The following is a 25,771-nucleotide window of genomic DNA, read 5'->3' on the forward strand; positions in this document are numbered from 1 at the left end:
TCATTCCTTCCGAGCGTGGGATGGGGCAGGAGTTTGCAAGCTTTGCGCGAGTTCCACCAGTTGCACGAACTCGCCACGCAGGCCGAAGCGGTCGTCGCCCCGAGCGCTCCGAGCGAGACCGGCGCTGTCGGTCAGACCGAAAGACCCCGTGTACTGACCGCCCTTGAGCTGTTGGGCGAAGGCTGCCACTGCGGCGGCAAAGCGAAGATCCTCACTGGCCTCGTCCAGGTCGACGACGTTGTTGGCGCCAATGGGACGCTCCAGCAGTCGACTCTGCTCCACACCTGGCGCCTTGTAGCGTACCCGCAGCCAGGCCAGCTCACCGGCCTTGCCCTCGGTCTTGGCCGCCGGCTGGTAGCGCAGTGGTTCCAGCCAACCCTTGGAGCCGGTGGGTACGATCTCGTACAACGCTGTGATGGTGTGGCCGGCACCAATCTCGCCAGCATCTACCTTGTCATTGCTGAAGTCTTCACGCTTGAGCGCGCGATTCTCGTAGCCCAGCAGGCGGTACTCGCTGACCTCGGCCGGGTTGAACTCCAGTTGCAGCTTCACGTCCTTGGCCACGACCGACAACGTGGAGCCCAGCTGGTCCACCAGCACCTTGCGCGCTTCGCGCAGGTTGTCGATGTAGGCGTAGTTGCCGTCACCTGCATCGGCCAGTTGCTCCATCAGCCGCTCGTTGTAGTTGTCCACGCCGAAGCCCAGGGTCGTCAGTGACACCCCGCCCTTGCGCTTCTGCGCGGCGAGTTGCTTGAGGGTCTCGAAGTCGCTGATGCCGACGTTGAAGTCGCCGTCGGTCGCCAGCAGGATGCGGTTGATGCCATTCGGGATCAGGCCCTTGTGCGCTTCGGCGTAGGCCAGCTGGATGCCTGATTCGCCAGCCGTGGAGCCACCCGCGCTGAGTTGCTCGATGGCGGCGCGAATCCTGGCTTTCTCGCTGCCTGGCGTAGATCCAAGCACCACGCTCGCCTCCCCGGCGTAGGTGACCAGGGATACGCGGTCCTGCGGACGTAACTGATCCGCCAGCAGCTTGAGGGTGCCCTGCACCATGGGCAGCCCCTCGCGACGATCCATCGAGCCGGAGACATCCACCAGGAACACCAGGTTGGCCGGCGGCAGTTGTTCGATGCTGCTGTCAGAGGCCTTGATCGCCACGCGCAACAGCCGGGTCTGCGGACTCCATGGGGTCTGTGTCAGTTCGATACCAATGCCGAAGGGCACGTCGCCCTCCGGCAGCGGATAGCTGTAGGGGAAGTAGTTGACCATCTCTTCCAGCCGCACGGCATCGGCCGGCGGTAGTTGGCCGCCATTGAGGAAGCGCCGTACGTTGGCGTAGCTGCCGGTGTCGACATCGATGCTGAAGGTGGAGACCGGCTCACTGGCGACGGCATGCACCGGGTTGTCGGCGAGGTGCTGGTACTGCTCGCGCGGCACATCGCGGTAGCCCGGTTGCAGTGCATCCGCCATGGGCGCTGGCGCGATCATGGGCATCTGCCGTGCCTCGGCGGCGTAGTCGGCACGTTTGGCCAGGGAAGCCGGCGCACGGCTATTCGCCTCCTCCTTGAGCACAAGCTCAGGCGTGGCCAGCACGGGCGGAGGTGGAACCTCATCGACCTTGCCGGTGGCCGGCGCCGACGCATCCTGGGCACTGCAGGCAGCCAGGGCCAGCAGCAGGCCGGCGGTGAAGCCCGCGGCCCAGGGTTGTTGCTGAAGGAAGTTACGGCTGGACATGGTCGCCTCCTGAGTACGAATGAGCCATTCGCACCAGTAGACGTAGCCGTCCTGCAGGAGGGGTTAAGCCTTCAAGAAAAATCAGTTTCAGAAGGCCGGTTACAGGCCGGCCTCCTGACAGAGCTGCTTGGCCAGCATCCCGAGGGTCATGATGGCGCGCTCGGCTTCACGGGTCCACGGGATGCCACAGTTCAGCCGTACACAGTGGTTGAACTGCTCGGTATTACTGAAGATCAGACCCGGCGCGATGCTGATGCCCTGCTGCAAGGCGCGCACGTGCAGGTCCTTGGTGTTCACCTTCGCCGGCAGGCTGATCCAGAGAATGAAGCCGCCGTTGGGGCGCGTAATCTGGGTGCCTTCGGGGAAATACTGCTGCACCCCCAGCTGGAAGGCCGTGAGGTTTTTCCGGTACTCCTGGCGGATGTAACGCAGGTGCCGATCGTATCCGCCGTTCTCGAGGTACGCCGCCACCCCCATCTGGGTGACGCTGCATGCCGAGTGGGTGCTGAACGTCTGCAGGCGCTGGATTTCCGCCTGGTACTTGCCGGCGATCATCCAGCCAATGCGCACGCCGGGCGACAGGGTCTTGGAGAAACTGGAGCAGTAGATCACCCGGTCGTCCAGGTCGTAGGCCTTGATCGCCTTGGAAGGCCCCTGGTCGAACATCAGTTCGCCGTAGATATCGTCTTCGATGATCTGGATGTCGAAATCAGAGGACAGGCGCAACAGTTGTTTCTGCCGCTCCTCGGGAATGGTGCCACCCAGTGGATTGCTCAGCCGCGCGGTCAGCACCAGGGCCTTGATCGGCCACTGGTTTGCGGCCAGTTGCAGGGCCTCCAGGCTGATGCCGGTGGTGGGGTCGCTGGGAATCTCGATCACTTTCAGGCCGAGCAGGTCAGCCAGTTGCAGCAGGCCGTAGTAGGTCGGAGACTCGGTGGCGATCAGGTCACCCGGCCGGGTCAGCACCCGCAGGCTCATCTGCAGCGCATCCACGCAACCGTGGGTGATCACCACTTCGCTCGGGTCTACCACGACACCGGCATCGCGCATGCGGATCGCCACCTGGCGCCGCAGCGGCTCGAAGCCCGGGCTGAACATGTAGCTGAAGGCGCGCGGGCTGTGGAAGCGGGTGACCTTGGCCAACTGCTGGTGCAGGGTGCGTACCGGCAAGTAGTCGACATGGGGAACCGCCGCCCCCAATGGGAACACGCCTTCGCGGCGGGATTCGGCCAGGACCTGCTGGATGATGCTGGCGCGAGTGACCAGGCCGGGGCGCTCAACGCGGGCGATATCGGGAGTGGATGCGGTCAGTGCGGGGGTCTGGTGTACATAGAAGCCGGATTGCGGACGCGCACGGATCAGCCCCTGATCCTCCAGGCTGGCATAGGCCTGCAACACCGTGGCGTGGCTGACACTGAGCTGAGAGCTGAGCTTGCGCACCGAAGGTACGCGTTCGCCCGGCTGGTAGACACCACGGCGAATATCATCGGCCAGTTGCTGGGCGATGCGTTGGTAGAGCAACAGATTGGTCATAACGGCGGCACCTGTATCACTGGACCGAAACACTATCCGAAGCCCTTAAAACTGCACCGGTACAGATCATGAAATTGTGTGCGATACAGTGAAATTGTCCAGGCAAGAAAAAGCCCCGGTGCCGAACGGTCACCGGGGCTTTCTATGTTGCGACTCAACGCGCCGGCCCGAGCTCACCCTTCTCGTTGGAGAAGACGATCTCCACGCGTCGGTTCTGCGCCCTGCCCCGATTGGAGGCGTTCTCCGCCACCGGGAAGGCCTCACCATATCCCTGGACCTGGATACGTTTGGCATCGATGCCGAGGTCAGCCAGGGCATCAGCCACGGCCTGGGCACGGTCGGTTGAGAGCTTCAGGTTGTCCTGCTTTTTGCCGCTGCTGTCGGTATAGCCTTCGATGCGCACGACACGCCGCGGATTGAGCTGGAGGAATTGCACCAGTTTGAGCACCGTGCGGTTGGCAGACGCCTTGAGATCGGCCCGGCCGGTGTCGAACAGCACATCGCCCAGGGTCATGACCAGGCCACGGTCGGTTTCCGTGGCGGCCAGGGCGATCATCTGATCCTCCAGCCATTTGCCCTGCTGCTGCACGCTGAGCAGTTTCGCTTCACGCAGCGCCAGTTGCAGACGCTCGCGCTCCAGCTGCAGCTTGGCGACGCGGGTCTGGTTCTGACTCTGCTCGCTATGCTGGCTGGCGATTTCGGCGTAGCGCTGGCTGAGGTAGGCGTAATGGACGACGTCGGCGTCATTGCCCCAGTAGCTGGACAGACGTTCGGCACGAGCCAGGGATTCGCCCGAGCGGATCACATCCTTCGGCGCCGCGCTGAGGACATTCTGGTCCTCCTTGACCTTCTGGAACATCTGCCGGGCCTGCTCCAGGCTCTGTTCGGTCTGCTGCTGGTTGGCGCACCCGCCGAGTAGTCCGAGGCTGAACAGCAGGCCGACGCGCAATGCATGATTCCGCTTCACTGAACCTCTCCCAACTGCTTGCGCAAGCGATTGATCCTCGACGTCAGCTCAGCCAGCTGGTCCTGGCTCTTCTTGGTCAGCACCTTGGCTTCAGCCAGGCGTGCATCGAGCTCGGCTTCCTCGGCCAGAATACGGGCGCGCTTGTAGTCCTCCTCGCCCATGTTCTTCTCGGCCAGGGCGAGCTTGTCCTGCGCAAGCTTCATTTCCTCGATCTGTTCGGTGGCGCCTACGGCCTTGGCCTGCTCCACCGCCTTCTGGGTCAGGCGCATCTGCTCGTTGGGCGCCGGGTCATTGGCGCAGCCGGCCAAGGTCAGCACCGCAAGGCCGACGGCAAACAGGGGTGTCTTGCTCACTAGAGGGTTCCTAATCATTCAGGCATGGCGGCGGGTTGCATCTGCAGGGCCTTCCACCGTTCCAGGTTGCGCTGCAGCAGGGTTTCCGGCACCCCGGCGGCGACCAATTCTGTCATTTTTCTTGCCAGCTGTCCGCGCAGCCAGGGGTCGTTGCAGGCCGAATTGTGGGACAGGGTCAGGTACAGACCTTCACTGGAAATGGGTGGTTCCAGAGCGACCAGGTCATCCGCCATGCCGAGTGTGTCGGCCAGCACCAGCCCGGGGTAACGCTCGTAGAGCACGTAGTCGGTTCGCTCCAGCAGGAGCTTCTGATAGGCCTGGGTCAGGCTGGGGACCTCTTCGAGCTTGAGGTTTTCCCTGGCGAAGCGGTCGAAGGCCTCACCAAAACTGTTCTTCACCAGCGTGCCGCCAGTGTGGATGCGCAGGTCGTCCCAGCCACTGTAAGGAAACGCCCGGTCGCGCTTCACCCAGACGACACTCTCGGTTTCGAGGAAGGCTGGATGAACGTAGTCCATGGTTTCCAGGCGTGGCAGGGTAATGAAAGCGCCGGCGATCAGGTCGACCCGCCCCGTGCGCACCTCATCCTGGGCCCGGGACCAGGGCCCGGTGTAGAGGATCTCAACCTTCAACCCCAATTCCTTGGCGATCTGCTTGAGCAGGTCGGCATTGGCGCCTATCAGTTGTTTGGGGTTCTCAGGGTCGCGCCATAGGTAGGGCGGATACTCCGGATTACCGGTGGCCACCAGCCGCTCGCATTTCCCGGCAGCCTGCCCGAGTCCGGGTAGCAGGCATAGCGCTAGGAGCAGGCATGAGAGGCGGAGTCTTGGCATCTGAGGTTTCCCGGACTGGACATTCGATTGGCCGCAGCGTAGGCGGCATCGCCTGAAACGAGCTTCATGCTAGCGTACAGGCGGCTAAAAGAACCATTCGCGATAAGGACGGGTCATGAAGAAGTTCCTCATCACAGTCACCATTCTCCTGGCGGCTGCGGCGGCAACCCTCTATTTCTCCCCCGCCGCGCTGACAGGCAGCGTGCGTCTGGTGGAGCGCCAACTCGCCGGACTGTCGGAGCGACAGATCGCGCTGGGCGATCTTAACATCCATTACTACGAGGGCGGTCCGGCCAAGGGCGAAACCATCGTCATGATCCATGGTTTCGGCGCCAACAAGGACAACTGGCTGCGCTTCGCTCGTCACTTCACCGAGCGCTACCACGTCATCGCCCTCGACCTGCCCGGCTTCGGCGACAGCGACCGTCCCGCCGGCAGCTACGACATCGGCACCCAGGCCGAGCGTCTGGAGTCATTCATCAAGACCCTGGAGCTGGGCAAGGTGCATCTGGTGGGCAATTCCATGGGCGGCCATATCGCCGGAATCTTCGCCGCCCGCTACCCGCTGCAAGTGCATAGCCTGGCGCTGTTCGACAACGGCGGCATCACGGCACCGAACAAGAGCGAGCTGTTCCGCCTGATCGAAAGCGGCCAGCCCAACCCGCTGGTGGTCCGGAGCCCGGAGGACTTCCAACGGATGCTGGATTTCGTCTTCGTCGAGGCACCGCCCCTCCCCACCTCGGTAAAGGCCTACCTGGCTGAGCAATCCATGGCCAACGAGGCGCACTACGATGAGGTCTTCCGCCAGCTACGGGAGCGCTATATCCCGCTGGAGCCCGAGTTGCCGCGGATCAAGGCCCCTACCCTGCTGCTCTGGGGCGATCGCGACAGGGTGCTGGATGTGTCCAGCATCGAGGTCATGAAGCCGTTGCTGAAGAAACCCAGTGTGGTAATCATGGAAAACTGCGGTCACGCGCCCATGATCGAACGCCCCGAGGAAACCGCCCGGCACTATCAGGCATTCCTCGATGCCAGCCGAAGCTGAAGGACAAAAAAACCCGCTCCGAAGAGCGGGTTTTCTGCACGGCAGGCCGGGAAGCGCTATTACAGCAGCTTTTCCAGTTCCGGTACGGCTTCGAACAGGTCAGCCACCAGGCCGTAGTCAGCCACCTGGAAGATCGGGGCTTCTTCGTCCTTGTTGATCGCGACGATGACCTTGGAGTCCTTCATACCGGCCAGGTGCTGGATGGCACCGGAGATGCCCACGGCGATGTACAGCTGCGGCGCGACGATCTTGCCGGTCTGGCCGACCTGCATGTCGTTCGGCACGAAGCCGGCATCGACGGCGGCACGGGAAGCACCGACAGCCGCGCCCAGCTTGTCGGCCAGGGCGTACAGGTGCTTGAAGTTGTCGCCGTTCTGCATGCCACGGCCGCCAGATACGACGATCTTGGCAGCGGTCAGTTCCGGACGATCGGACTTGGCCAGCTCTTCACCGACGAAGGCGGACTTGCCGGCGTCGGAAACGGTGCCCACGGCTTCAACGGCAGCGGAACCGCCTTCAGCGGCAGCGGCGTCGAAACCGGTGGAACGCACGGTGATCACCTTCACGGCAGCCGAAGACTGCACGGTGGCGATGGCGTTACCGGCATAGATCGGACGCTTGAAGGTGTCGGCGCTCTCGACGCTGATGATCTCGGAGATCTGGTCGACGTCCAGCAGGGCAGCCACGCGCGGCAGGATGTTCTTGCCGTTGCTGGTGGCGGCGGCCAGCACGTGGCTGTAGCCCTTGCCCAGCTCGGCGATCAGCGGCGCGACGTTTTCCGGCAGTTGGTGGGCGTAGGCAGCATTGTCGGCTACCAACACTTTGGACACGCCAGCGATCTTGGCGGCGGCTTCGGCAGCAGCGCCTGCACCAGCACCCGCGACCAGGACGTGGATGTCGCCACCGATTTTCTGAGCGGCAGTCACGGTGTTGAGGGTGGCGGCTGCCAGCGCGGCGTTCGTGTGTTCAGCAACAACCAGGATAGCCATCAGATTACCTTCGCCTCGTTCTTCAGTTTGTCGACCAGTTCAGCCACGGACTTGACCTTGATACCAGCCTGGCGGGCGGCCGGTGCTTCAACTTTCAGGGTCTTGACGGTGGAAGCGGTGGAAACACCCAGGGCGTCCGGGGTGACCACGTCCAGCGGCTTCTTCTTGGCTTTCATGATGTTCGGCAGCGACGCGTAGCGCGGCTCGTTCAGGCGCAGGTCGGTGGTGACGATCGCCGGAAGGTTCAGCGCAACGGTCTGCAGGCCACCGTCGATCTCACGGGTGACGTTGACCTTGTCGCCAGCCACTTCAACCTTGGAAGCGAAGGTGCCTTGGGCGTAGCCGGTCAGGGCGCCCAGCATCTGGCCGGTCTGGTTGTTGTCGCTGTCGATGGCTTGCTTGCCGAGGATGACCAGCTGAGGCTGCTCCTTGTCGACCACAGCCTTCAGCAGCTTGGCCACGGCCAGGGAGTTCAGCTCGTCGGCGGACTCGACCAGAATGGCGCGATCAGCGCCCAGGGCCAGGGCAGTACGCAGCTGCTCTTGAGCGGTGTTCGGGCCGATGGTGACGACGACGATTTCACTCGCTACGCCTTTTTCTTTCAGACGGACGGCTTCTTCCACGGCGATTTCGCAGAAGGGGTTCATCGACATCTTCACGTTGGCGAGGTCGACGCCGGAGTTGTCCGCCTTGACGCGGACTTTGACGTTGTAGTCGACCACTCGTTTGACAGCTACAAGAACCTTCATGGATTCCTCGTTACTCTCCGGTTAATAAGAATGTCGCCAAGACGAGCCTGGCCAGTAATGCAGGTCGGCCGGAACCGACTCTCAGCCCAGACAGCGAGCGCAAAACCGCCCGTATCTTGACCGTATCGCCTATTCCGGTCAATACAGCAAAATGACCCGTCATAAGCCGCAGAGCCTTATCCTATCAGGGTTTCACAAAATTCAAACAAACGTTTGTATTGGACCGAACAAAGGGTCTGGATATAATGCGCCCGCTCAGGTCAGGGATCGAGCCTAGCCCTCCAACACAAAATATCGAAGAGCCTTGAGGAGATTGACTGTGGAACGCGAATACATGGAATTCGACGTCGTCATCGTCGGCGCTGGCCCTGCTGGCCTGTCCGCCGCGTGCCGACTGAAGCAGAAGGCCGCGGAAGCTGGTCAAGAGATCAGCGTATGCGTGGTCGAGAAGGGTTCCGAAGTCGGCGCCCACATCCTCTCTGGCGCCGTATTCGAACCGCGAGCCCTGAACGAGCTCTTCCCTGACTGGAAAGACCTGGGCGCCCCGCTGAACACCCCGGTAACCCGCGACGACATCTATATGCTCAAAGATGCCGACTCCGCCATCAAGGTTCCCGGCCTCTTCGTGCCCAAGACCATGCACAACGAGGGCAACTATATCATCTCCCTGGGCAATCTCTGCCGCTGGCTGGCCCAGCAGGCCGAAGGCCTGGGCGTTGAGATCTACCCGGGCTTCGCCGCCCAGGAAGCGCTGATCGACGAGAACGGCGTCGTTCGCGGCATCATCACCGGCGATCTCGGCGTAGACCGTGAAGGCCATCCGAAAGAGGGTTACTACACCCCCGGCATGGAACTGCGCGCCAAGTACACCCTGTTCGCCGAAGGCTGCCGTGGCCACATCGGCAAACAGCTGATCAAGAAGTACAACCTGGATTCCGAAGCCGACGCCCAGCACTACGGCATCGGCATCAAGGAAATCTGGGACATCGACCCGGCGAAGCACCAGCCCGGCCTGGTGGTCCACACCGCCGGCTGGCCTCTGTCCTTCGTCGACAACCAGAACACCGGTGGCTCCTTCCTCTATCACCTGGAAAACAACCAAGTGGTAGTAGGCCTGATCATCGACCTGTCCTACAGCAACCCCTTCCTCTCGCCGTTCGACGAATTCCAGCGCTACAAGCACCACCCAGTCGTCAAGCAGTACCTGGAAGGCGGCAAGCGCGTTGCCTATGGCGCTCGTGCCATCTGCAAAGGCGGCCTGAACTCGCTGCCGAAGATGGTCTTCCCGGGCGGCGCGCTCATCGGCTGCGACCTGGGCACCCTGAACTTCGCCAAGATCAAGGGCAGCCACACCGCGATGAAGTCCGGCATGCTGGCCGCCGAAGCTGTGGCCGCTGCGCTGGCCTCCGGCAAGGAAGGCGGTGACGAACTGACCGGCTACGTCGATGCCTTCAAGTCCAGCTGGCTGTACGACGAGCTGTTCCGCAGCCGCAACTTCGGCGCCGCTATCCACAAGTACGGCGTGCTCGCCGGTGCCGCGTTCAACTATGTCGACCAGAACCTCTTCGGCGGCAAGATCCCGGTCACCCTGCACGACAACAAGCCGGACTATGCCTGCCTGAAGCCCGCCGCCCAGTCCCAGCGCATCGAGTACCCGAAGCCGGACGGCAAGCTCAGCTTCGACAAACTCAGCTCGGTATTCCTCTCCAACACCAACCATGAAGAGGAACAGCCCTGCCACCTGAAGCTGGCTGACGCAGACATCCCGATCGCCAAGAACCTGCCGCTGTACGACGAGCCGGCGCAGCGCTACTGCCCGGCCGGCGTGTACGAGGTGGTGACCCAGGAAGACGGCGCCAAGCGCTTCCAGATCAACGCCCAGAACTGCGTCCACTGCAAAACCTGCGACATCAAGGACCCGGCCCAGAACATCACCTGGGTAGCCCCGGAAGGTACCGGCGGCCCGAACTACCCCAACATGTAAGCAGGCACGAAAAAGGCTTCCTCGGGAGCCTTTTTCATTTCCGCTGTCCCGGTTACTCGGGCAGCGGACCAATGGGAAAGAACTCCCCTCCGCTCCAGACACCAAGCCAGGTGACCCCATTGATCTCGCGCGGCTCGGCGAGCTCTACCAGTTGGTAAAAGACATTGCGGTGGATCAGCGCTTCCAGGTTAGTGCGCACCATCACGTAGGGCGACGGTTCCTGGGTCTGCGGGTCCAGTTCGACGCGCACTGGGTGGGCCTCACCGGCCACCACCTCGTCTTCAACGTTGGTGATGAAGCGCAGCTGCTGTGCCTCCCCCACTCCCTCGACCTGCAACTCGACGGCGACAAAGGGAGCATCCTCAACCTGAATGCCGACTTTCTCCACCGGGGTGACCAGGAAGTAATCCTCGCCGTCCTTGCGGATCACGCTGGAGAACAGCTTGACCATGGGCTTGCGACCAATCGGCGTACCCAGATAGAACCAGGTGCCATCCCGAGCGATGCGCATGTCGATGTCACCACAGAACGACGGGTTCCACAGATGAACAGGCGCCCCACCCGGCTTGTCACCCTTGGGTATCTGCGCCAGCAAGTCGCCGGCCTTGCCGGGATCGCTCATTCCTATCTCCTCAACGACTCAAGCCGATCAGGCTGCGAGCATACTCCTCCAGCGGTGGTCCGATCAGGTCTTCCGGTTTGGAATCGTAGAACGTCAGAAAACCGCCACGATTGCGGATGCGAGCGGTGTCCACCAAATAGCGGGTATTGGTTTCGATCAACATCAGCTGGATTACGCCACGGTCGCGGCCGAGCCGATCCAGCGCCTCCTGATCCTCCCACTCCTCCACCGTACCGATACGGTCGTCAGCGCTGGCGAATCGGGCATAAAGCAGATAGTGCGCACCTACCGAACGGGCCTGGCCCATGGCCTCTTCCAGCCCAGCAGGCCCCTTGGCACGGCGCACCATGGGGAAGTACTCGACGAAGCCATCGAAAGCCTCTTCAGCGACTACATTGGGTCGCGGGTAGGCCGAGCCCGGCGGCACAAAGTAGCCTTGAGCGATGTAGATGAAGGAGTCCGCCTGCAGACGCCAGGGGCTGGCGCGGCGAGTCTCGCTGTGGTCCAGGAATCCGGCATCGCTCAGCTGTTCGCGAGTGCCATCCGCCATGTCACTGACCTTCATGCAGCCAACCAGGCCGAGAATCGCCAGCAACAGAATCATGCTACGCATCGTGTGTCCTCCAGGCGCCGGCGACGAAAAACCGGCGGATAGAGAACCAATGCAGCTTCCGCGCCATCAACCGCCAATGATCTTCATCACGGTGACGCCGCCGGAGAACGCAACATCCTGCTTGTCCGCCAGGGCTCTGACCAGCAAACGCTGTAGCGCTGGCAGCGCTTCGTGGCGGGGTTTCTCCAGCAGATCGCCGACATAGTGACGGTTGCTCGAAGAAAGGCAGCCGTGCAGCCATCCGGTGGAAGACAAGCGCAGGCGCGAGCAGGTCCGGCAAAACGGCACGCTCTCGTTGGCGATCACGCCGAAGCAACCCTCGCCGGGCACCCGGTAGCGCAGAGCCGTAGCATCCAGTGGTGCATCGGCCTGAACGAACTCATGGGCAGTGCGAATCAGCGCCAGTAGCTCCTCCAGCCCCACGAACTGCTGATGGAAGCTGTTGGGATCACGGGCCAGGTGCCCCATGCGCATCAGCTCGATGAAGCGCAGCTCGAATCCACGCTCCAGGCAGTAGTCCAGCAACGGCAGCACCTGATCGAGGTTCTTGCCACGCAGCGGGACCATGTTGACCTTGATCTTCAAGCCAGCAGCACTTGCCTCTTCGAGCCCCTTGAGCACGGTGGCCAGGTCACCGCCACGTGCGATGCCGCGGAATGCGTCGGCATCCAGGGTATCGAGGGATATGTTCAGACGGCGGATGCCGCAATCCAGCAACAGTGGCAACTTGCGGGACAGCAGTTGGCCGTTGCTGGTCAGGCTGATGTCTTCGAGCCCGAGCTTACTGACTTCACGAAGGAAAGGATCGAGCTTGGGACTCACCAACGGCTCGCCGCCGGTGATACGCAGACGCTCGATACCAGCCGCCTCAATGAGGTAGGCCACACCGCGCACCATGGCCTCGGCCGAAAGTTCGTCCTGAGCCGCTACCAGCCGCTTGCCATCTGGCACGCAGTAGGTGCAGGCGTAATTGCAGGCGGCGGTCAGGCTGATACGCAAATTGCGGAAGCGCCTGCCTTGGCGGTCGACGATCATGGGACGCTCCGGCATGTGGTACGCCGGAGTATATCCCCGCGGCCGGCAAGGCACATATCCGGGACCGCGTTATAGGCGCACTGAATACGTCAGCTGGCTGGCGACTCGGTTTCACGCTTGCGCTTGTTACCCATGCGCACACCGATGTCCATGAGGAACTGGAAGAAACCTTCCTGATCTTCCAGCACGTTGCTCCAGAAAGGCGAGTGGTAAAGCGCGACGGCGCCATGTACCAAAGCCCAGGCGGCGCAGTAGTGGAAGTACGGCGGCACATCTTCCAACTTGCCTTCAGCGATACGCCCCTTGATCAGCAGGGTCAGACGCTCAAAGTTGGATGCACGAATCTTGTGCAGCTGCTCGACCATCTCGGGCACCTGGCTGTTCTTCACGACCTTCTCTTCCAGGCGATCGAACAGGCGATAGCGCTGTGGGTCACGCATGCGGAACTCGAAGTAGGCCCGCGACAGCGCCTCCTTGTCACGGTCAACATCGGCGGAATGGAACAACGCGTTCAGGTCGCGCTCATAATCGAGCATCAGGCGCAGATAGATCTCCGCCTTCGACTTGAAGTGCTTGTAGATGGTGCCTTTGCCGATACCCACTGCGTCGGCGATCATCTCGACGGTAACGCTGTCTTCGCCCTCTTCCAGGAAGAGCTTGAGGGCGGTGTCGAGAATTTCCTGCTCGCGGCGGCGGAACTCACGGACTTTACGGGGTTCTTTCTGCATAAAGGGACTGTGGGGTCAAAAATCAAGCCGCGTATTATGCCTATCTGGCGTAAAAATGCACGGATCATCCGACTATGAGCTTATTGCAAGATGAGTTTGCCCACGCCGATGGGCTCCGATATCTCAACCATGCCGCGGTTGCTCCCTGGCCGAAACGCGCGACCCGTGCGGTCCAGAGCTTCGCCGAAGAGAACTGGCGCCTCGGCGCAAGAGATTATCCAGACTGGCTGACAGTAGAGCGTCGCCTGCGCGAACGCCTGGCCAAACTGCTGAACGCACCAACCACCGCTGATCTGGCGCTGGTCAAGAATACATCGGAAGCCCTGTCTTTCGTTGCCTTTGGTCTGGATTGGAGGGCAGGTGATCAGGTGGTCATCAGCAACCAGGAGTTCCCCTCCAACCGGGTCGTCTGGGAAGCGCTGAAACGCTACGACGTGGACACCGTCCAGGTATCACTGGACGGCAGCGATCCCGAAGGCGCCCTGCTCGCAGCCTGCGGACCACGCACCCGACTTCTGTCCGTCAGCGCCGTGCAGTACGCCAGCGGCCTGCGCCTGGACCTGCAACGCCTCGGCAAGGAATGCCGGCGGCGCGGCGTACTCTTCTGTGTCGACGCCATCCAGCAGTTGGGCGCCCTGCCCTTCGACGCCCAGGCCATCGATTGCGCCTTTGCCATGGCCGATGGTCACAAGTGGATGCTTGGCCCGGAAGGTCTGGGAGTCTTCTATTGCCGCATCGATCTGCGTGAGCAACTGAAACTCCATGAATACGGCTGGCACATGCTGGAACACCCAGGCGACTACGAACGCGCCGACTGGACACCGTCCCGCACGGCTCGACGCTTCGAGTGCGGCAGCCCGAACATGCTCGGTGCCATGGCGCTGGAGGCAAGCCTGTCGTTGCTGGAAGAGGTCGGCATGGAGCAAGTGGCGGTCGCGCTGGGGGAACGCGTGCAATGGCTGCAGGAGGGATTGGCGAAGATCCCCGGCACACAACTGTTGAGCCCACTGAATCCGGCGCGGCGTGCCGGCATCCTCAGTTTTCGGCTGGACGGTTGGGACAATCAGACGCTGTTCGAGCAGCTGCGAGCCAAGCAAGTGGTATGTGCCCAACGGGGCGGCGGCATCCGCTTTTCGCCGCACTTCTATACCGAACCCCGCGTGATAGACGAAACCCTTGCGCTACTGCGCCAGATGGCAGACGCATGAGGACTCAGCCGGTGCCGCCGTATTCCAAATAGGTTTAAGAATCGCCTTCGGGCTATCTGGACGCTTGGAGATATTGGCCAATACTTCTCTTACTGGCGTGTGGCATCTCCCCCCAAGTGCCCAGCCAGTCGAGGAACCGTGGATCGCGTTCCTTTGTTTTACTCCTAATGGTCTTGACCCGGATTCATCCCCCAGAACCCGGGTTTTTTTTGTGCGCAGCTTTTTCAGTTACTCGCTGCGCTCTTCTCAGCCGCGTTGCGCGAGTGGGAACAGGCGCAGGTAGTTCTCGCTGGTCTGCTCGGCAAAAGCTTCGAACGATACCCCACGCAAATCGGCAAGGAACTCCGCGACCTCACGCACGTACTGCGGCAGATTAGGCTTGCCCCGGTAGGGTACGGGCGCGAGATAAGGCGAATCGGTCTCCACTAGCAGGCGATCGGACGGGACCTGACGTGCGACTTCACGCAGGGCGTCGGCATTGCGGAAGGTGACGATGCCGGAAAGGGAGATGTAGAAGCCGAGGTCCAGCGCAGCGCGGGCCATATCCCAGTCCTCGGTGAAGCAATGCAACACGCCGGCCTGAGGCAATGCTGCCTCGCGCAATAGCGCCAGCGTATCGGCGCGGGCTTCACGGGTATGCACGATCACCGGCTTGCCGGTCACCTTCGCCGCATCCAGGTGCAAGCGGAAAGCCTGCTGCTGGAGCTCGGCAGCTTCGGGCTCGTAGTGATAGTCCAGGCCAGTCTCACCAATGGCCACCACGCGCGGATGCTGCAGCTCACCCAGCAACCAATCGAGTGCCAGGGATTCGCCCGGCTGCAGATCCAGCGGGTGAACGCCAACGGAGCAGTGCACGTCCTCATAACGCTCAGCCAGGGCCTTCACGGCAGCGGCATTCTCGGCACTCACGCCGATACAGAGGAATTGGCCAACCCCACGGGCGCGGGCAGCTTCAAGGGCAGCATCGAGAGAACCATCATGGGCGGCCAGGTCGAGGCGGTCCAGGTGGCAGTGAGAGTCGATCAGCATGGTTCAGGCTCCAGGCGCAGGCGCCAAGCTTCAAGCCTGTTGCTTGCAGCCCGGACCTGACGGCCGGTTACATCGTATGGGTGGGACGGTCGGACTTGAGGGCGCCGGCGAGGTAAGTCTCGATCTTGTTGCGCGCACCGCTGTCGCCGTCATTGAACTGGACGCCGATGCCCGCTGCACGATTGCCCTGGGCGCCCTTGGGAGTAATCCAGACCACCTTGCCGGCGACCGGAATCTTTTCTTGCTCGTCCATCAGATTGAGCAGCATGAACACTTCATCGCCCAGCTTGTAGGTCTTGTTGGTCGGAATGAACAGGCCACCGTTCTTGATGAACGGCATGTAGGCGGCATACAGCACGGACTTGTCCTTGATGGTCAAGGACAGAATCCCGTTACGCGGGCCCAGGTTTGGCGGCAAGCTCATGCGGATATCCTGACAAGCGGGTTCAGCCACCGATTCTAGCCCGGCCCGGGCAGGCTTGCCCACTGCACCAGAAGCGCTTCGAGAAGCAAGACACGGTTGAGGTTGGCCTTGTTCAGTACTTTTTGCCGCTGTTGCAGCAGCCAATCCTGGACCGCGAGGACCTTGTGCTGCGGGGCCTTGTCGGCGAGGTACTGCACCACCTTGCGCATATCGTTCAGTCCCAGCCCCGTCTCATCGCGGGTGAGCTGGTAGCGCAGCATCAGTTGAGTCCAGTCGCAGAACCAGTCGAACAGCAGGGGCAGCGGCACGGCGTTCCACCCCTCCGCCAACTGGCTGGCGCCGACTTGCTGCTTGAGCAGCTTCTTCACACCTTCCACTACATCGGCACGCTGGCTGCGAACGCCTTGTCCTTCCAGACGCAACGCCGAGAGCGGCGAGCCACCCGCTAGAACCAACAGCTCTCGCAGGTCCTCGGGCGTTGCATCAGGCAGTGCAGAACCCAACCAGGCCAGGCTCTGAGCTTCACTGGGCAGCGGACAGGCCTGTTGTACGCAACGGCTCTTGATGGTCGGCAGGAGTCGGCTGGGCTGGTGACTGATCAATAGCAGGACAGTATCGCCAGATGGCTCTTCCAGGCTTTTCAACAGCGCGTTGGAGGCATTGATGTTCATCGCCTCCGCCGGCTCCAGAAGCACCACTTTGCGCCCCCCGAGCTGCGCAGTCTGGACTACGAACTCCACCAACTCGCGCACCTGGTCAACGCGGATGGCCTTGTCGACTTCCTCCGGTTCCAGGACAAAGGCATCCGGGTGGGTGTTGGCCGCCAGAAGAAGACACGCCTTACACCGACCGCAGGCGTCGAGCCCGGCCGGGCTCTGGCAGAGCAAACGCGCCATCAGGCGCTCGCCAAGCGCACGCTTGCCGATGCCGGACGGCCCATGCAGCAGATAGGCATGAGCGTGACGGGGTCGACCTGCCAGCTGTTGCCACAGCGCTTCCTGCCAGGGATAGGCATCAGCCATGGCAGCGCTCCAGCAGCTCGGGCAGCAGTTTATCGAGATTGGCCTGCACCTCGGCCAACGGCAGCGAGGCATCGATCACTTTGTAGCGCTCCTCTGCGGCACGAGCGCGCTGAAGATAGGTCTGGCGCACAGCCTCGAAAAAGCTGCGCTGCTCCTGCTCGAAACGATCGAGACGACCACGAGCTGCAGCTCGACTGAGTCCAATTTCAACCGGCAGGTCGAAGACGAGTGTCAGATCTGGACGCAGGTCGCCCTGGACGAAACGCTCCAGAAACGCAATGCGCTCCTCGGGCAAGCCGCGTCCTCCACCCTGGTAGGCATACGTAGCGTCGGTGAAGCGGTCGCAGAGCACCACAGCGCCACGTGCCAGTGCCGGCTTGATTACGCCTTCCAGGTGCTGGGCGCGAGCCGCGAACACCAACAACAGCTCGGTATCGACGCCCATGGTTTCGTCGCTAGGGGTCAGCAGGAGCTCACGGATGCGCTCGGCAAGCGGCGTACCTCCGGGCTCGCGAGTCAGTACCACTTCGACGCCGTGGTTACGCAGGCGTTCGGCAAGGTACTCGCGGTTGGTGCTTTTTCCGGCGCCTTCCGGGCCTTCCAATGTGATGAACAGACCGCTCACTGGGTGTCCTTATTCATTGCGGGGCCGGGCTGGAGCGGTAGCCGTTGCGGCGCTTCAACTGGAAGTCACGCACGGCCTGGTTGTGCTCGCCCAGGGTCTCGGAGAATACATGGCTGCCGTCGCCGCGGGCGACGAAGTAGAGGCTTTTTCCTGCGGCGGGGTGCAGCGCGGCGTGAATGGCCTCGCGCCCGGCGAGGGCAATCGGAGTCGGCGGCAAACCACTAATGACATAGGTGTTGTAAGGCGTCGGCTCACGCAGGTGGTCACGCGTCAGGTTGCCGTTGTAGCGCTCGCCCAGACCGTAGATCACGGTCGGGTCAGTCTGCAGCAGCATGCCGGTATTCAGGCGTCGCACGAAGACGCCGGCGATTTGCCCACGTTCGGCCGGCACACCGGTTTCCTTCTCCACCAGGGAAGCCATGATCAGTGCCTGATAGGCGTCGCTATAAGGCAGCCGGTCCGCACGCTTGCCCCACTCCTCGGCCAGGACCTGATCGAGGCGATCGCGCGCCTGCTTCAACAGGTCGATATCGCGCATGCCACGCACATAGCGGTAGGTATCAGGGAAGAAGCGGCCTTCCGGATACTCCCCTGGACGGCCGAGACGAGCCATCAGCTCGGCGTCGCTGACATTGGCCAGGGTCTGTTCCAGTTTGGCTTGCTTGGCGAGTGCCGCGCGGACCTGACGAAAGTTCCAGCCTTCCACCAGCGTCAGGCTGTACTGCACCACTTCACCCCGCTGCCAGAGCCCCAACAAGTCACCAGCCTGCATGCCGGGTGTCAGGCGATACTCGCCGCTGTGCAGGGACGCGTTGGCCAGGTTGAAGCGCCAGTACTGACGCAACCAGAAGGCATTGGTCAGTACCCCCTCTTCCTCCAGGCGATTGAGCAGGCCGCCGGGCGTGGCACCAGCCGCCACATCCAGCATCCGCTCGGCGGAGATGTTCAGGGGTTGTTCAAGGGTGACGCGCTGCTGCCAGCCGGCGAAGGCTACCAGCAGGCCGGCAAGAAGCAGGCCTGCCTCCAGCATCAGCAGGAATTTGCGTATCACGAATCAGATGTCCAGTAGATCGCGGGCGATGGCCTGAAGTTTACGGGTCAGCGGCCCGACCGGCCAGTGATGGCCTGTTACAGAACGCACCGGCCAGATACCGAAGAGGCTGTTGCAAAGAAAAACCTCATCGGCACTGAGGAACTCGTCGAAGGAAATATCCCGCACCTCGACCTGGATTCCTGCCGCTCCGGCGCCGTCCAGAAGCGCCGCACGCATGACACCGGCGACTCCAGAACGGCAAAGATCCGCCGTGATCAGCACGCCATCACGCGCCATGAAGAGATTGCTGAACACCCCTTCGATCACGCGGCCGGATTGGTCGCGCATCAGGCCCTCGGCGTACTCGCTGCCCTGCCATTCGGCGCGAGCAAGGACCTGCTCGAGTCGGTTCAAGTGCTTGAGTCCAGCCAGAAGCGGCTGCTCGGCAAGGCGGGTCGCGCAGGAAAAAAGCTGGACGCCCTGCTCCCAGTTACCCTCCGGGTAGCTCGGAAAGGGAGCGCTCTGCAGGATGCGTCGCGGCAGCGCAACCGGTGGCGGCGCATAACCGCGCAACCCTTCGCCGCGAGTGATGATCAGCTTGGCAACGCCCTCACCCAGCCCAGCCGTGAAGGCCAGCAGCTCAGTGCGCATCAATTGGAAATCGAGGGGTATACCCAGGCGTCGACAGCCTTCAGACAACCGCGCCATGTGGTATTCGAGAAGCGGGGGCCGCCCAGCGCGCACGGCGATAGTCTCGAAAAGCCCATCACCGTAGGCCAAGCCGCGGTCCTTGATAGACAGCGACTCGGCCGGGTGGCCGTCGACCCAGTCCGGCATCAGCCCTCGAACCGACGGAACACCAGGGAACCGTTGGTGCCGCCAAAGCCGAAGGAGTTGGACAGCACCACATCGATGGGCATGGAACGCGCTTCGTGAGGCACGAAGTCGAGGTCACAGCCCTCGTCCGGCTCTTCCAGGTTGATGGTCGGCGGCGCCACCTGATCCTGCAGGGCAAGCACACTGAAGATCGCCTCAACGGCACCAGCCGCACCCAACAGGTGGCCAGTCATGGACTTGGTGGAACTGACCGCAAGCTTGTAGGCGTGATCGCCGAACACCGACTTGAGCGCCATGGCTTCAGCCACATCGCCCGCCGGTGTCGAGGTGCCGTGGGCGTTCACGTACTGCACCTGGTCGGCATTCAGGCCCGCATCGCGCAGGGCATTACGCATGCAACGGGCAGCGCCAGCGCCGTCATCCGGCGGCGAGGTCATGTGATAGGCATCGCCACTCATGCCGAATCCGATCAGTTCGGCGTAAATGGTCGCACCACGAGCCTTGGCATGTTCCAGTTCCTCCAGCACGAGGGCACCGGCGCCATCCGACAGCACGAAGCCGTCACGCCCCTTGTCCCAGGGACGACTGGCCCGCGTCGGATCATCATTGCGGGTGGACAGCGCTCGAGCTGCGCCGAATCCGCCTAGACCCAGCCCGCAAGCAGCCATCTCGGAGCCACCAGCGATCATCACGTCTGCCTCGCCATAGGCGATGTTGCGTGCGGCCATGCCGATGCAGTGGGTGCCAGTGGTGCAAGCGGTCGCAATGGCGTAGTTCGGCCCCTGGATACCCAAGTGGATCGACAGGAATCCGGACACCATATTGATGATCGAGCCAGGTACGAAGAACGGCGAAATCCGTCGCGGCCCCTGTTCGATCAGGGATTTGCAGTTGTTCTCGATGTTGGTCAGACCGCCGATGCCCGAACCCATGGCGACGCCAATGCGCTCACGGTTAGCGTCAGTGACTTCGAGGCGCGAGTCGCGCACTGCCTGGAAGCTCGCGGCAAGACCGTACTGGATGAACAGGTCGAGCTTGCGCGCCTCCTTGGCCGACAGGTACTCCTCGACATTGAACCCCTTGACCGAACCACCAAAGCGGGTGGAGTACGCAGAAAGGTCCATATGTTCGATCAGGCCAATGCCACTGCGGCCAGCCAGAATTCCCTGCCAGCTGCTCGGTACATCGGTACCCAGCGGCGACAGCATGCCCAGGCCAGTGACTACGACGCGTCTACGCGACACAGCGCTCTCCTTCTTCAATCTCTACACGGCGGTTGATTCGGATTAACAGACTGTTGAAAAGCCCGGCAGGCAACGTGCAAACCGCGGATTTTCAACAATCGGCTTAAAGAAAAGCCGCACGCCCAGTCGGGTCGTGCGGCTTTTCCGCGTCGGGGAACCGACGACTACATTACTGCGCGTTGGCGTTGATGTAGTCGATGGCTTCCTGAACGGTGGTGATCTTCTCGGCTTGCTCGTCCGGGATTTCGGTCTCGAATTCCTCTTCCAGAGCCATCACCAGCTCAACGGTGTCAAGGGAGTCGGCACCCAGGTCTTCAACGAAGGAAGCGCTGTTGGTTACTTCCTCTTCTTTGACGCCCAGTTGCTCGGCGACGATTTTCTTGACGCGTTCTTCGATGGTGCTCATACCGTGTTTTCACTCCTATGGAAAAGTCCGTGCAGCTGGGGCTGCAGTGTATAGAAAGGGTTTTCCGCATTTCAAGCAGAACGCCTGAACCCCTTCCGGATCGCTGCAACGAAATGTCTATAACCCGGCTGCACTTATATAGCGAATTCTAGACAGCCCATATGACAGCTTTCTGAAGGGATTCGTCACATTCAGCTCATGTACATGCCGCCGTTGACCGGAATAGTGGCGCCGGTGACGTAGGCAGCGCCGTCGGAAGCGAGGAACCCCACCACCTTGGCGATCTCTTCGGCCTGGCCCAGACGGCCCAGCGGAATCTGGTTCAGCAGCGCATCGCGCTGGGCTTCCGGCAGCTCGCGAGTCATGTCGGTATCGATGAAGCCGGGGGCCACCGAATTGACGGTAATGGCGCGCGAGCCAACTTCGCGCGCCAAGGCGCGACTGAAGCCTTCGAGGCCAGCCTTGGCAGCCGCGTAGTTGGTCTGACCGGCGTTGCCCATGGCACCCACCACCGAACCGATATTGATGATGCGACCCCAGCGAGCCTTGGTCATGCCACGCAGCACGGCCTTGGACAGGCGGTACAGGCTGTTGAGGTTGGTATTGATGACGTCGAACCACTCGTCGTCTTTCATGCGCAGCATCAGGTTGTCGCGGGTGATGCCGGCGTTGTTCACCACGATCAGCGGCTGACCCAGGTGCTGCTGAATGTGCTCCAGCGTGCTGGCAACCGACTCATCGTTGCTGACATCCAGAACCAGGCCTGCGCCTTCGATACCGTTGTCTTTGAGGAACTCGGCGATGCGCTCGGCACCGGAAGCAGAGGTCGCGGTGCCGATCACCACGGCGCCCTGACGGCCCAGCTCGAGGGCGATAGCCTGGCCAATGCCACGGCTCGCACCGGTGACCAGTGCCACTTTACCTTGCAGACTCATAGGTCTTCTCCTTGTTCAGGCCAGCGCAGCACGGGCGGCTGCGAAAGCATCAGGGGTATCCAGGTTGTGGGTGCTGACACCCTTCACGCAACGCTTGTTAAGGCCCGAGAGCACCTTGCCGGGGCCGCACTCGATCAGATCAGTGACGCCGCGCTCGGACAGGCTGACCATCGATTCAACCCAACGGACCGGGCTATAGAGCTGGGCCAGCAGATCGCGTTTGAGGTCCGACAGATCGGCCACCACAGCAGCGCTGACATTTTGCACCAGCGGAATCTGCGGCGCCTGCCAATCCAGGGCCTCAACCGATTCTGCGAAGCGCTCGGCAGCCGGCTTCATCAGCGCGCAGTGGGACGGCACGCTTACCGGCAACGGCATGGCCCGCTTGGCACCGCGAGCCTTGCACGCCTCAATGGCGCGCTCGACCGCGGCAGCAGCACCAGCAATGACCACCTGGCCAGGGGCGTTGAAATTCACGGCACTGACCACTTCACCCTGCGCGGCGTCAGCGCAGGCGGCCAGCACGTCGGCATCTTCCAGACCAAGGATCGCGGCCATGCCGCCCTGCCCTGCCGGCACGGCCTGCTGCATCAGTTGGCCACGACGCTCAACCAATCTCACCGCATCGGTGAGACCCAGGCTGCCAGCGGCTACCAGGGCAGAATATTCGCCCAGGCTGTGACCAGCGACATAGGCTGGACGGGCGCCGCCTTCAGCCAGCCAAAGGCGCCACAGGGCGATGGAAGCAGTAAGAATGGCAGGCTGGGTTTTGTCGGTCTGGTTGAGTTGCTCTTCCGGACCTTGCTGAGTCAGCGCCCAGAGATCGTAACCGAGCGCCTCGGAGGCTTCGGCAAAGGTATCCAGGACCAGCTTGTGCTGGCCCCCCTGCTCGGCCAGCATGCCCAGAGACTGGGAACCCTGACCGGGAAATACGAAAGCGAGGGATGCGGACATTGAGTGAGGTCCCTTATCTGACGGTATAGGGAGATTGACGCCTGGCATAGCCAAGCGCACGAAACTGACATTTGGATGACAGGCTGCCGATAGCGGTCACATCCTACAGCAACAGATGTTCCAGACGGCCGTGAAGGCGCTGCGGCAGATTCTCGCGCACCTCGATCAGCGCCCGGCGAATGGCGCTCTGGAAACCTTCCGCACCAGCCGAACCGTGACTCTTGATGACGATGCCCTGCAACCCCAGGAAACTTGCCCCGTTGTGGCGCGCCGGCGTCAGGTCGGTGCGCAGGCGACGCAGCAGCGGCAAAGCCATCGAGCCAACCAGGCGAGCCCCCAGGCTTTCGGTAAAGAGCGCCTCGATACGCGCAGAGATCATCGAGGCCAGACCTTCGCTGGACTTAAGCAGGATGTTGCCGACGAAACCGTCGCAAACCACTACATCCGCCTCACCGCGATAGAGGCCATCACCTTCGATGTAGCCGATGTAATTGAGACCTTCGGCCTGCTGCAACAGGCTCGCCGCAAGTTTGACCTGCTGGTTGCCCTTGATGTCTTCAGTGCCGACATTCAGCAACGCAACGCGCGGACGGGCGATGCCCAAGGCTTCGGCGGCGACTGCCCCCATTACGGCAAACTGGTATAGATGCTCGGCACTGCAATCGACGTTAGCCCCCAGATCCAGCAGATGACAATGACCACGCGCCGTGGGAATGGCACTGACCATCGCCGGGCGATCAATTCCAGGCAGGGTCTTCAACACATAGCGGGACAGCGCCATCAGGGCGCCCGTATTGCCAGCACTGACACAAGCCTGGGCGCGTCCTTTACGAACCAGCTCCAGGGCGACGCGCATCGAGGCATCCGGCTTGCCGCGCAAAGCTTGTGCCGGGCGCTCGTCCATGGCGATCACTTCACTGGCGTGTTCGATCTCCAGGCGCTGGCGATAGACCGCAGGAACGCGGGCGACAAGTTCTTCAAGAAGGGGGGCTTGGCCGACGAGGACCAGGTGAAGCGAGGGGAACTCAGCCAGACAGGCGACGCTGGCTGGAACAATGCAGCGGGGACCGTAGTCCCCGCCCATTGCATCAATCGCGATGATCGAGGCGGCCAAGGATTACTCAGCAGCGCCCTTGTCGATCACTTTACGACCGCGGTAAAAACCGTCCGGGGAGACGTGGTGGCGCAGGTGAACTTCACCGGTGCTCTTCTCTATGGACAGGGCGCTGGACTCGAGGGCGTCGTGGGAACGGCGCATATCGCGTGCCGAGCGGGATTTTTTGTTCTGCTGAACAGCCATAATCAATTAACTCCTAAACGTTTGGGTCACGCTTTAACTGCGCCAGTACGCTGAACGGGTTGGACCGCGAAACCTCGTCCACGCTCGGCTCGGGCTCGTTGGTGCCCGCCGGCTGCTGGCAATCTTCAGGGTCATGGGCCGGAACTATGGGCAGGGCAAGCAGCAGCTCATCCTCGACCAGAGTCATCAGATCCAATGGATCCTCACCCACTTCCAGCACGTCATAGCCCTTCGGCAGCGACTGACTGTCAGCCCCTTCCCGCACCACCGCGTAATCGCACTCGCTGTGGATGTTCAGGGTGACCAGCTCTAGACAACGCTGGCAAACCATCTTGACCTCAACATCAATCCGGCTGTGGATGACAACAGCGCGGCGCTCGTCACGACCAAACGCGAGGCTCGCACGGATGCTGCCTGCGTTTCCCGCAAGAGGTTCGCAGAGTCGCTCCAGGCGGGCGAGCGCAATGTCACCATCAAGAGTGACTTCGCGGTCCGCCAACTTGCGCGGATCTACATGAGGTGGAATCGGCCCATTCAACATAGGCGCGACATTCTAGGGATGAGCCCCTGCCCTGTCAAAAGAATTTCCGCATTGTCCATACACGAAAGGCCTCTATAAAATTTCTCGCCCAACAATCCGGAGACCGCCATGCTGCCCCTGGTGCTCGCATCCAGCTCCCCCTACCGCCGCGAACTGCTCGAACGCCTGCGCCTACCCTTCACCTGTGGCGCTCCGGACATCGACGAACGCCGTCAACCACATGAATCCGCCGAACAACTGGTGCGCCGCCTAGCCCTGGAGAAAGCTCGCGCCATTGCCCCACAGAATCCGAACCACCTGATCATCGGCTCCGACCAGGTTGCCGTACTGGGCGAGCAGATCCTCGGCAAACCCCACGACTTCAAGCGCGCCCGCGACCAACTACAGCGCGCTAGTGGCGCCAGCGTCAGCTTCCTGACCGGCCTCGCCCTACTGAACAGCGCCACCGGCCAACATCAAGTCGACTGCGTACCGTTCACCGTGCATTTCCGCGAACTGGACGCCGCACGCATCAGCCGTTACCTGGAAGCAGAACAACCCTACGACTGCGCCGGCAGCTTCAAGGCCGAAGGCCTAGGCGTCAGCCTGTTTCGCTCCACCGATGGCACGGACGCCACCAGCCTGGTCGGCCTGCCGCTTATCCGCCTGGTGGACATGCTACTCGCCGAGGGCGTTCAGATCCCCTGAGCCCATATAGAAGGAAGAAAGCCCGACATTCCAGGCCGTGTGAAAACTCCCTGAGTGCAGGCCAAGCCAACGCCCTGACTGGTTCGGGGCATTGGTGTTTCTGGGTAATCGAAAGCGAGGAGCGGGATTTATCCCATCAGCTCGATCAACCGACGGGCGCCCAGCACGTTGAGGGCCCGTTTCAGGTTGTAGGCGTTTACCGCCAGGGCCATTTCCGTGCGTGCGCCCTGCAACTGGCGGAGCAGGAAGCGGCCGTTGCCCAGGATCCACTGCTTCAGGTTGCCGAAGGGGTGTTCGACGATGGATCGGCGCCTGACCATCATCTCCGGATGCGCCTGCATCCGCTG

At 61.9% G+C, this 25,771-nt stretch carries 29 protein-coding genes; 4 read left to right on the forward strand and 25 right to left on the reverse strand.

The window, feature by feature from the left end; all coding sequences use genetic code 11:
• The 5 genes from G559_RS0108655 to G559_RS0108675 all read right to left on the reverse strand — a co-directional run bounded on the left by G559_RS0108655 (window position 1) and on the right by G559_RS0108675 (window position 5,414).
• Window positions 1-1,731, reverse strand: a complete 1,731-nt coding sequence (locus tag G559_RS0108655; RefSeq protein WP_028627846.1) for a vWA domain-containing protein — start codon at window positions 1,729-1,731, stop codon at window positions 1-3.
• A gap of 99 nt (window positions 1,732-1,830) precedes the next feature.
• Window positions 1,831-3,264: an aminotransferase-like domain-containing protein gene (locus G559_RS0108660; protein WP_028627847.1), complete on the reverse strand. Its 1,434-nt coding sequence runs from the start codon at window positions 3,262-3,264 to the stop codon at window positions 1,831-1,833.
• Window positions 3,265-3,418: 154 nt separating this feature from the next.
• Window positions 3,419-4,231 carry an OmpA family protein gene (locus tag G559_RS0108665; protein ID WP_051246491.1) on the reverse strand — a complete coding sequence of 271 codons (813 nt, stop codon included), beginning with the start codon at window positions 4,229-4,231 and terminating at the stop codon, window positions 3,419-3,421.
• Window positions 4,228-4,584, reverse strand: a complete 357-nt coding sequence (locus G559_RS0108670; protein ID WP_028627849.1) for a DUF4398 domain-containing protein — start codon at window positions 4,582-4,584, stop codon at window positions 4,228-4,230. The genes G559_RS0108665 and G559_RS0108670 overlap by 4 nt, the downstream gene beginning before the upstream one ends.
• 14 nt (window positions 4,585-4,598) lie before the next feature.
• Entirely contained in the window at window positions 4,599-5,414 is an 816-nt protein-coding gene (locus G559_RS0108675) for a substrate-binding periplasmic protein (protein ID WP_028627850.1), read from the reverse strand.
• A gap of 115 nt (window positions 5,415-5,529) precedes the next feature.
• On the opposite strand from G559_RS0108675, the gene G559_RS0108680 reads away from it, so the two are divergent.
• Window positions 5,530-6,459: an alpha/beta fold hydrolase gene (locus G559_RS0108680; RefSeq protein WP_028627851.1), complete on the forward strand. Its 930-nt coding sequence runs from the start codon at window positions 5,530-5,532 to the stop codon at window positions 6,457-6,459.
• Between the two features lie 59 nt (window positions 6,460-6,518).
• Here G559_RS0108680 and G559_RS0108685 read toward each other — a convergent pair whose 3' ends face one another.
• Window positions 6,519-7,448 carry an electron transfer flavoprotein subunit alpha/FixB family protein gene (locus tag G559_RS0108685; RefSeq protein WP_028627852.1) on the reverse strand — a complete coding sequence of 310 codons (930 nt, stop codon included), beginning with the start codon at window positions 7,446-7,448 and terminating at the stop codon, window positions 6,519-6,521.
• Window positions 7,448-8,197: an electron transfer flavoprotein subunit beta/FixA family protein gene (locus G559_RS0108690; RefSeq protein WP_028627853.1), complete on the reverse strand. Its 750-nt coding sequence runs from the start codon at window positions 8,195-8,197 to the stop codon at window positions 7,448-7,450. Before G559_RS0108690 ends, G559_RS0108685 begins: the two co-directional genes overlap by 1 nt.
• 319 nt (window positions 8,198-8,516) lie before the next feature.
• Between G559_RS0108690 and G559_RS0108695 the strand changes: the two genes are divergently transcribed.
• Window positions 8,517-10,181 (forward strand): electron transfer flavoprotein-ubiquinone oxidoreductase, encoded by a 1,665-nt coding sequence (locus G559_RS0108695; RefSeq protein WP_028627854.1) that lies wholly within the window; start codon window positions 8,517-8,519, stop codon window positions 10,179-10,181.
• Window positions 10,182-10,233: 52 nt separating this feature from the next.
• On the opposite strand, the gene G559_RS0108700 is transcribed toward G559_RS0108695, so the two are convergent.
• The 4 genes from G559_RS0108700 to G559_RS0108715 all read right to left on the reverse strand — a co-directional run bounded on the left by G559_RS0108700 (window position 10,234) and on the right by G559_RS0108715 (window position 13,179).
• Window positions 10,234-10,803, reverse strand: a complete 570-nt coding sequence (locus tag G559_RS0108700) for a DUF1285 domain-containing protein (RefSeq protein WP_028627855.1) — start codon at window positions 10,801-10,803, stop codon at window positions 10,234-10,236.
• A 10-nt stretch (window positions 10,804-10,813) separates the two neighbouring features.
• Window positions 10,814-11,416, reverse strand: a complete 603-nt coding sequence (locus G559_RS0108705) for a DUF4823 domain-containing protein (RefSeq protein ID WP_028627856.1) — start codon at window positions 11,414-11,416, stop codon at window positions 10,814-10,816.
• 66 nt (window positions 11,417-11,482) lie between these two features.
• A complete protein-coding gene (locus G559_RS0108710) occupies window positions 11,483-12,451 on the reverse strand; it encodes a GTP 3',8-cyclase MoaA (RefSeq protein ID WP_028627857.1) in 969 nt (322 codons plus the stop codon).
• A gap of 89 nt (window positions 12,452-12,540) precedes the next feature.
• Entirely contained in the window at window positions 12,541-13,179 is a 639-nt protein-coding gene (locus tag G559_RS0108715; RefSeq protein ID WP_028627858.1) for a TetR/AcrR family transcriptional regulator, read from the reverse strand.
• 74 nt (window positions 13,180-13,253) lie between these two features.
• On the opposite strand from G559_RS0108715, the gene G559_RS0108720 reads away from it, so the two are divergent.
• Complete coding sequence (locus tag G559_RS0108720; RefSeq protein ID WP_028627859.1) at window positions 13,254-14,387, forward strand: aminotransferase class V-fold PLP-dependent enzyme; 1,134 nt, start codon at window positions 13,254-13,256, stop codon at window positions 14,385-14,387.
• Window positions 14,388-14,633: 246 nt separating this feature from the next.
• Here the strand turns inward: G559_RS0108720 and G559_RS0108725 are convergent, their stop codons facing one another.
• The 13 genes from G559_RS0108725 to G559_RS0108785 form a co-directional block, all read right to left on the reverse strand.
• Window positions 14,634-15,416, reverse strand: a complete 783-nt coding sequence (locus G559_RS0108725) for a TatD family hydrolase (protein ID WP_028627860.1) — start codon at window positions 15,414-15,416, stop codon at window positions 14,634-14,636.
• Between the two features lie 67 nt (window positions 15,417-15,483).
• Complete coding sequence (locus tag G559_RS0108730; protein WP_028627861.1) at window positions 15,484-15,840, reverse strand: PilZ domain-containing protein; 357 nt, start codon at window positions 15,838-15,840, stop codon at window positions 15,484-15,486.
• A gap of 35 nt (window positions 15,841-15,875) precedes the next feature.
• Entirely contained in the window at window positions 15,876-16,862 is a 987-nt protein-coding gene (locus G559_RS0108735) for a DNA polymerase III subunit delta' (protein WP_028627862.1), read from the reverse strand.
• The gene (gene tmk, locus G559_RS0108740; RefSeq protein ID WP_028627863.1) at window positions 16,855-17,487 is read right to left on the reverse strand and encodes a dTMP kinase; all 633 of its coding nucleotides are present in this window, start codon (window positions 17,485-17,487) and stop codon (window positions 16,855-16,857) included. The genes G559_RS0108735 and tmk overlap by 8 nt, the downstream gene beginning before the upstream one ends.
• Window positions 17,488-17,500: 13 nt before the next feature.
• Entirely contained in the window at window positions 17,501-18,535 is a 1,035-nt protein-coding gene (mltG, locus tag G559_RS0108745; protein WP_028627864.1) for an endolytic transglycosylase MltG, read from the reverse strand.
• Window positions 18,536-18,541: 6 nt separating this feature from the next.
• On the reverse strand, window positions 18,542-19,357 hold the full coding sequence (gene pabC / locus G559_RS0108750) for an aminodeoxychorismate lyase (RefSeq protein WP_028627865.1): 816 nt from the start codon (window positions 19,355-19,357) through the stop codon (window positions 18,542-18,544).
• Window positions 19,357-20,601 (reverse strand): beta-ketoacyl-ACP synthase II, encoded by a 1,245-nt coding sequence (gene fabF, locus G559_RS0108755; protein WP_028627866.1) that lies wholly within the window; start codon window positions 20,599-20,601, stop codon window positions 19,357-19,359. The genes pabC and fabF overlap by 1 nt, the downstream gene beginning before the upstream one ends.
• A 169-nt stretch (window positions 20,602-20,770) precedes the next feature.
• Window positions 20,771-21,007 carry an acyl carrier protein gene (gene acpP / locus G559_RS0108760; protein WP_004422318.1) on the reverse strand — a complete coding sequence of 79 codons (237 nt, stop codon included), beginning with the start codon at window positions 21,005-21,007 and terminating at the stop codon, window positions 20,771-20,773.
• A 191-nt stretch (window positions 21,008-21,198) separates the two neighbouring features.
• On the reverse strand, window positions 21,199-21,942 hold the full coding sequence (gene fabG / locus G559_RS0108765) for a 3-oxoacyl-ACP reductase FabG (RefSeq protein WP_028627867.1): 744 nt from the start codon (window positions 21,940-21,942) through the stop codon (window positions 21,199-21,201).
• 15 nt (window positions 21,943-21,957) lie between these two features.
• Window positions 21,958-22,896, reverse strand: a complete 939-nt coding sequence (gene fabD / locus G559_RS0108770) for an ACP S-malonyltransferase (RefSeq protein WP_028627868.1) — start codon at window positions 22,894-22,896, stop codon at window positions 21,958-21,960.
• Between the two features lie 103 nt (window positions 22,897-22,999).
• Window positions 23,000-24,010, reverse strand: coding sequence for a phosphate acyltransferase PlsX (plsX, locus tag G559_RS0108775; protein ID WP_081667979.1), 1,011 nt, complete (start codon window positions 24,008-24,010; stop codon window positions 23,000-23,002).
• A gap of 3 nt (window positions 24,011-24,013) precedes the next feature.
• Window positions 24,014-24,196, reverse strand: a complete 183-nt coding sequence (rpmF, locus tag G559_RS0108780) for a 50S ribosomal protein L32 (RefSeq protein ID WP_028627870.1) — start codon at window positions 24,194-24,196, stop codon at window positions 24,014-24,016.
• Window positions 24,197-24,209: 13 nt separating this feature from the next.
• Entirely contained in the window at window positions 24,210-24,737 is a 528-nt protein-coding gene (locus G559_RS0108785) for a YceD family protein (protein ID WP_028627871.1), read from the reverse strand.
• 108 nt (window positions 24,738-24,845) lie between these two features.
• Here G559_RS0108785 and G559_RS0108790 point away from each other — a divergent pair, with 108 nt between their 5' ends.
• Entirely contained in the window at window positions 24,846-25,424 is a 579-nt protein-coding gene (locus G559_RS0108790; RefSeq protein ID WP_028627872.1) for a Maf family protein, read from the forward strand.
• 128 nt (window positions 25,425-25,552) lie between these two features.
• Here the strand turns inward: G559_RS0108790 and G559_RS0108795 are convergent.
• Window positions 25,553-25,771, reverse strand: a 219-nt coding sequence (locus G559_RS0108795) for a transposase (RefSeq protein ID WP_028627873.1), incomplete at its 5' end; no start/stop codon positions are given.

The sequence above is a fragment of the Metapseudomonas resinovorans DSM 21078 genome (genome assembly GCF_000423545.1).
GTDB lineage: Bacteria > Pseudomonadota > Gammaproteobacteria > Pseudomonadales > Pseudomonadaceae > Metapseudomonas > Metapseudomonas resinovorans.

What these genes read in the sequence shown, in the direction of transcription:
- G559_RS0108710 (WP_028627857.1), bottom strand. Translation starts at nt 12,451, where the DNA reads ATGATCGTCGACCGCCAAGGCAGGCGCTTCCGCAATTTGCGTATCAGC.
- fabD (WP_028627868.1), bottom strand. Translation starts at nt 22,896, where the DNA reads ATGTCCGCATCCCTCGCTTTCGTATTTCCCGGTCAGGGTTCCCAGTCT.
- G559_RS0108730 (WP_028627861.1), bottom strand. Translation starts at nt 15,840, where the DNA reads ATGAGCTTGCCGCCAAACCTGGGCCCGCGTAACGGGATTCTGTCCTTG.
- G559_RS0108720 (WP_028627859.1), top strand. Translation starts at nt 13,254, where the DNA reads ATGAGCTTATTGCAAGATGAGTTTGCCCACGCCGATGGGCTCCGATAT.
- G559_RS0108680 (WP_028627851.1), top strand. Translation starts at nt 5,530, where the DNA reads ATGAAGAAGTTCCTCATCACAGTCACCATTCTCCTGGCGGCTGCGGCG.
- fabG (WP_028627867.1), bottom strand. Translation starts at nt 21,942, where the DNA reads ATGAGTCTGCAAGGTAAAGTGGCACTGGTCACCGGTGCGAGCCGTGGC.
- G559_RS0108685 (WP_028627852.1), bottom strand. Translation starts at nt 7,448, where the DNA reads ATGGCTATCCTGGTTGTTGCTGAACACACGAACGCCGCGCTGGCAGCC.
- G559_RS0108655 (WP_028627846.1), bottom strand. Translation starts at nt 1,731, where the DNA reads ATGTCCAGCCGTAACTTCCTTCAGCAACAACCCTGGGCCGCGGGCTTC.
- pabC (WP_028627865.1), bottom strand. Translation starts at nt 19,357, where the DNA reads ATGCCGGACTGGGTCGACGGCCACCCGGCCGAGTCGCTGTCTATCAAG.
- acpP (WP_004422318.1), bottom strand. Translation starts at nt 21,007, where the DNA reads ATGAGCACCATCGAAGAACGCGTCAAGAAAATCGTCGCCGAGCAACTG.
- G559_RS0108790 (WP_028627872.1), top strand. Translation starts at nt 24,846, where the DNA reads ATGCTGCCCCTGGTGCTCGCATCCAGCTCCCCCTACCGCCGCGAACTG.
- rpmF (WP_028627870.1), bottom strand. Translation starts at nt 24,196, where the DNA reads ATGGCTGTTCAGCAGAACAAAAAATCCCGCTCGGCACGCGATATGCGC.
- G559_RS0108735 (WP_028627862.1), bottom strand. Translation starts at nt 16,862, where the DNA reads ATGGCTGATGCCTATCCCTGGCAGGAAGCGCTGTGGCAACAGCTGGCA.
- G559_RS0108675 (WP_028627850.1), bottom strand. Translation starts at nt 5,414, where the DNA reads ATGCCAAGACTCCGCCTCTCATGCCTGCTCCTAGCGCTATGCCTGCTA.
- G559_RS0108725 (WP_028627860.1), bottom strand. Translation starts at nt 15,416, where the DNA reads ATGCTGATCGACTCTCACTGCCACCTGGACCGCCTCGACCTGGCCGCC.
- G559_RS0108715 (WP_028627858.1), bottom strand. Translation starts at nt 13,179, where the DNA reads ATGCAGAAAGAACCCCGTAAAGTCCGTGAGTTCCGCCGCCGCGAGCAG.
- G559_RS0108705 (WP_028627856.1), bottom strand. Translation starts at nt 11,416, where the DNA reads ATGCGTAGCATGATTCTGTTGCTGGCGATTCTCGGCCTGGTTGGCTGC.
- G559_RS0108785 (WP_028627871.1), bottom strand. Translation starts at nt 24,737, where the DNA reads ATGTTGAATGGGCCGATTCCACCTCATGTAGATCCGCGCAAGTTGGCG.
- G559_RS0108700 (WP_028627855.1), bottom strand. Translation starts at nt 10,803, where the DNA reads ATGAGCGATCCCGGCAAGGCCGGCGACTTGCTGGCGCAGATACCCAAG.
- G559_RS0108690 (WP_028627853.1), bottom strand. Translation starts at nt 8,197, where the DNA reads ATGAAGGTTCTTGTAGCTGTCAAACGAGTGGTCGACTACAACGTCAAA.
- G559_RS0108660 (WP_028627847.1), bottom strand. Translation starts at nt 3,264, where the DNA reads ATGACCAATCTGTTGCTCTACCAACGCATCGCCCAGCAACTGGCCGAT.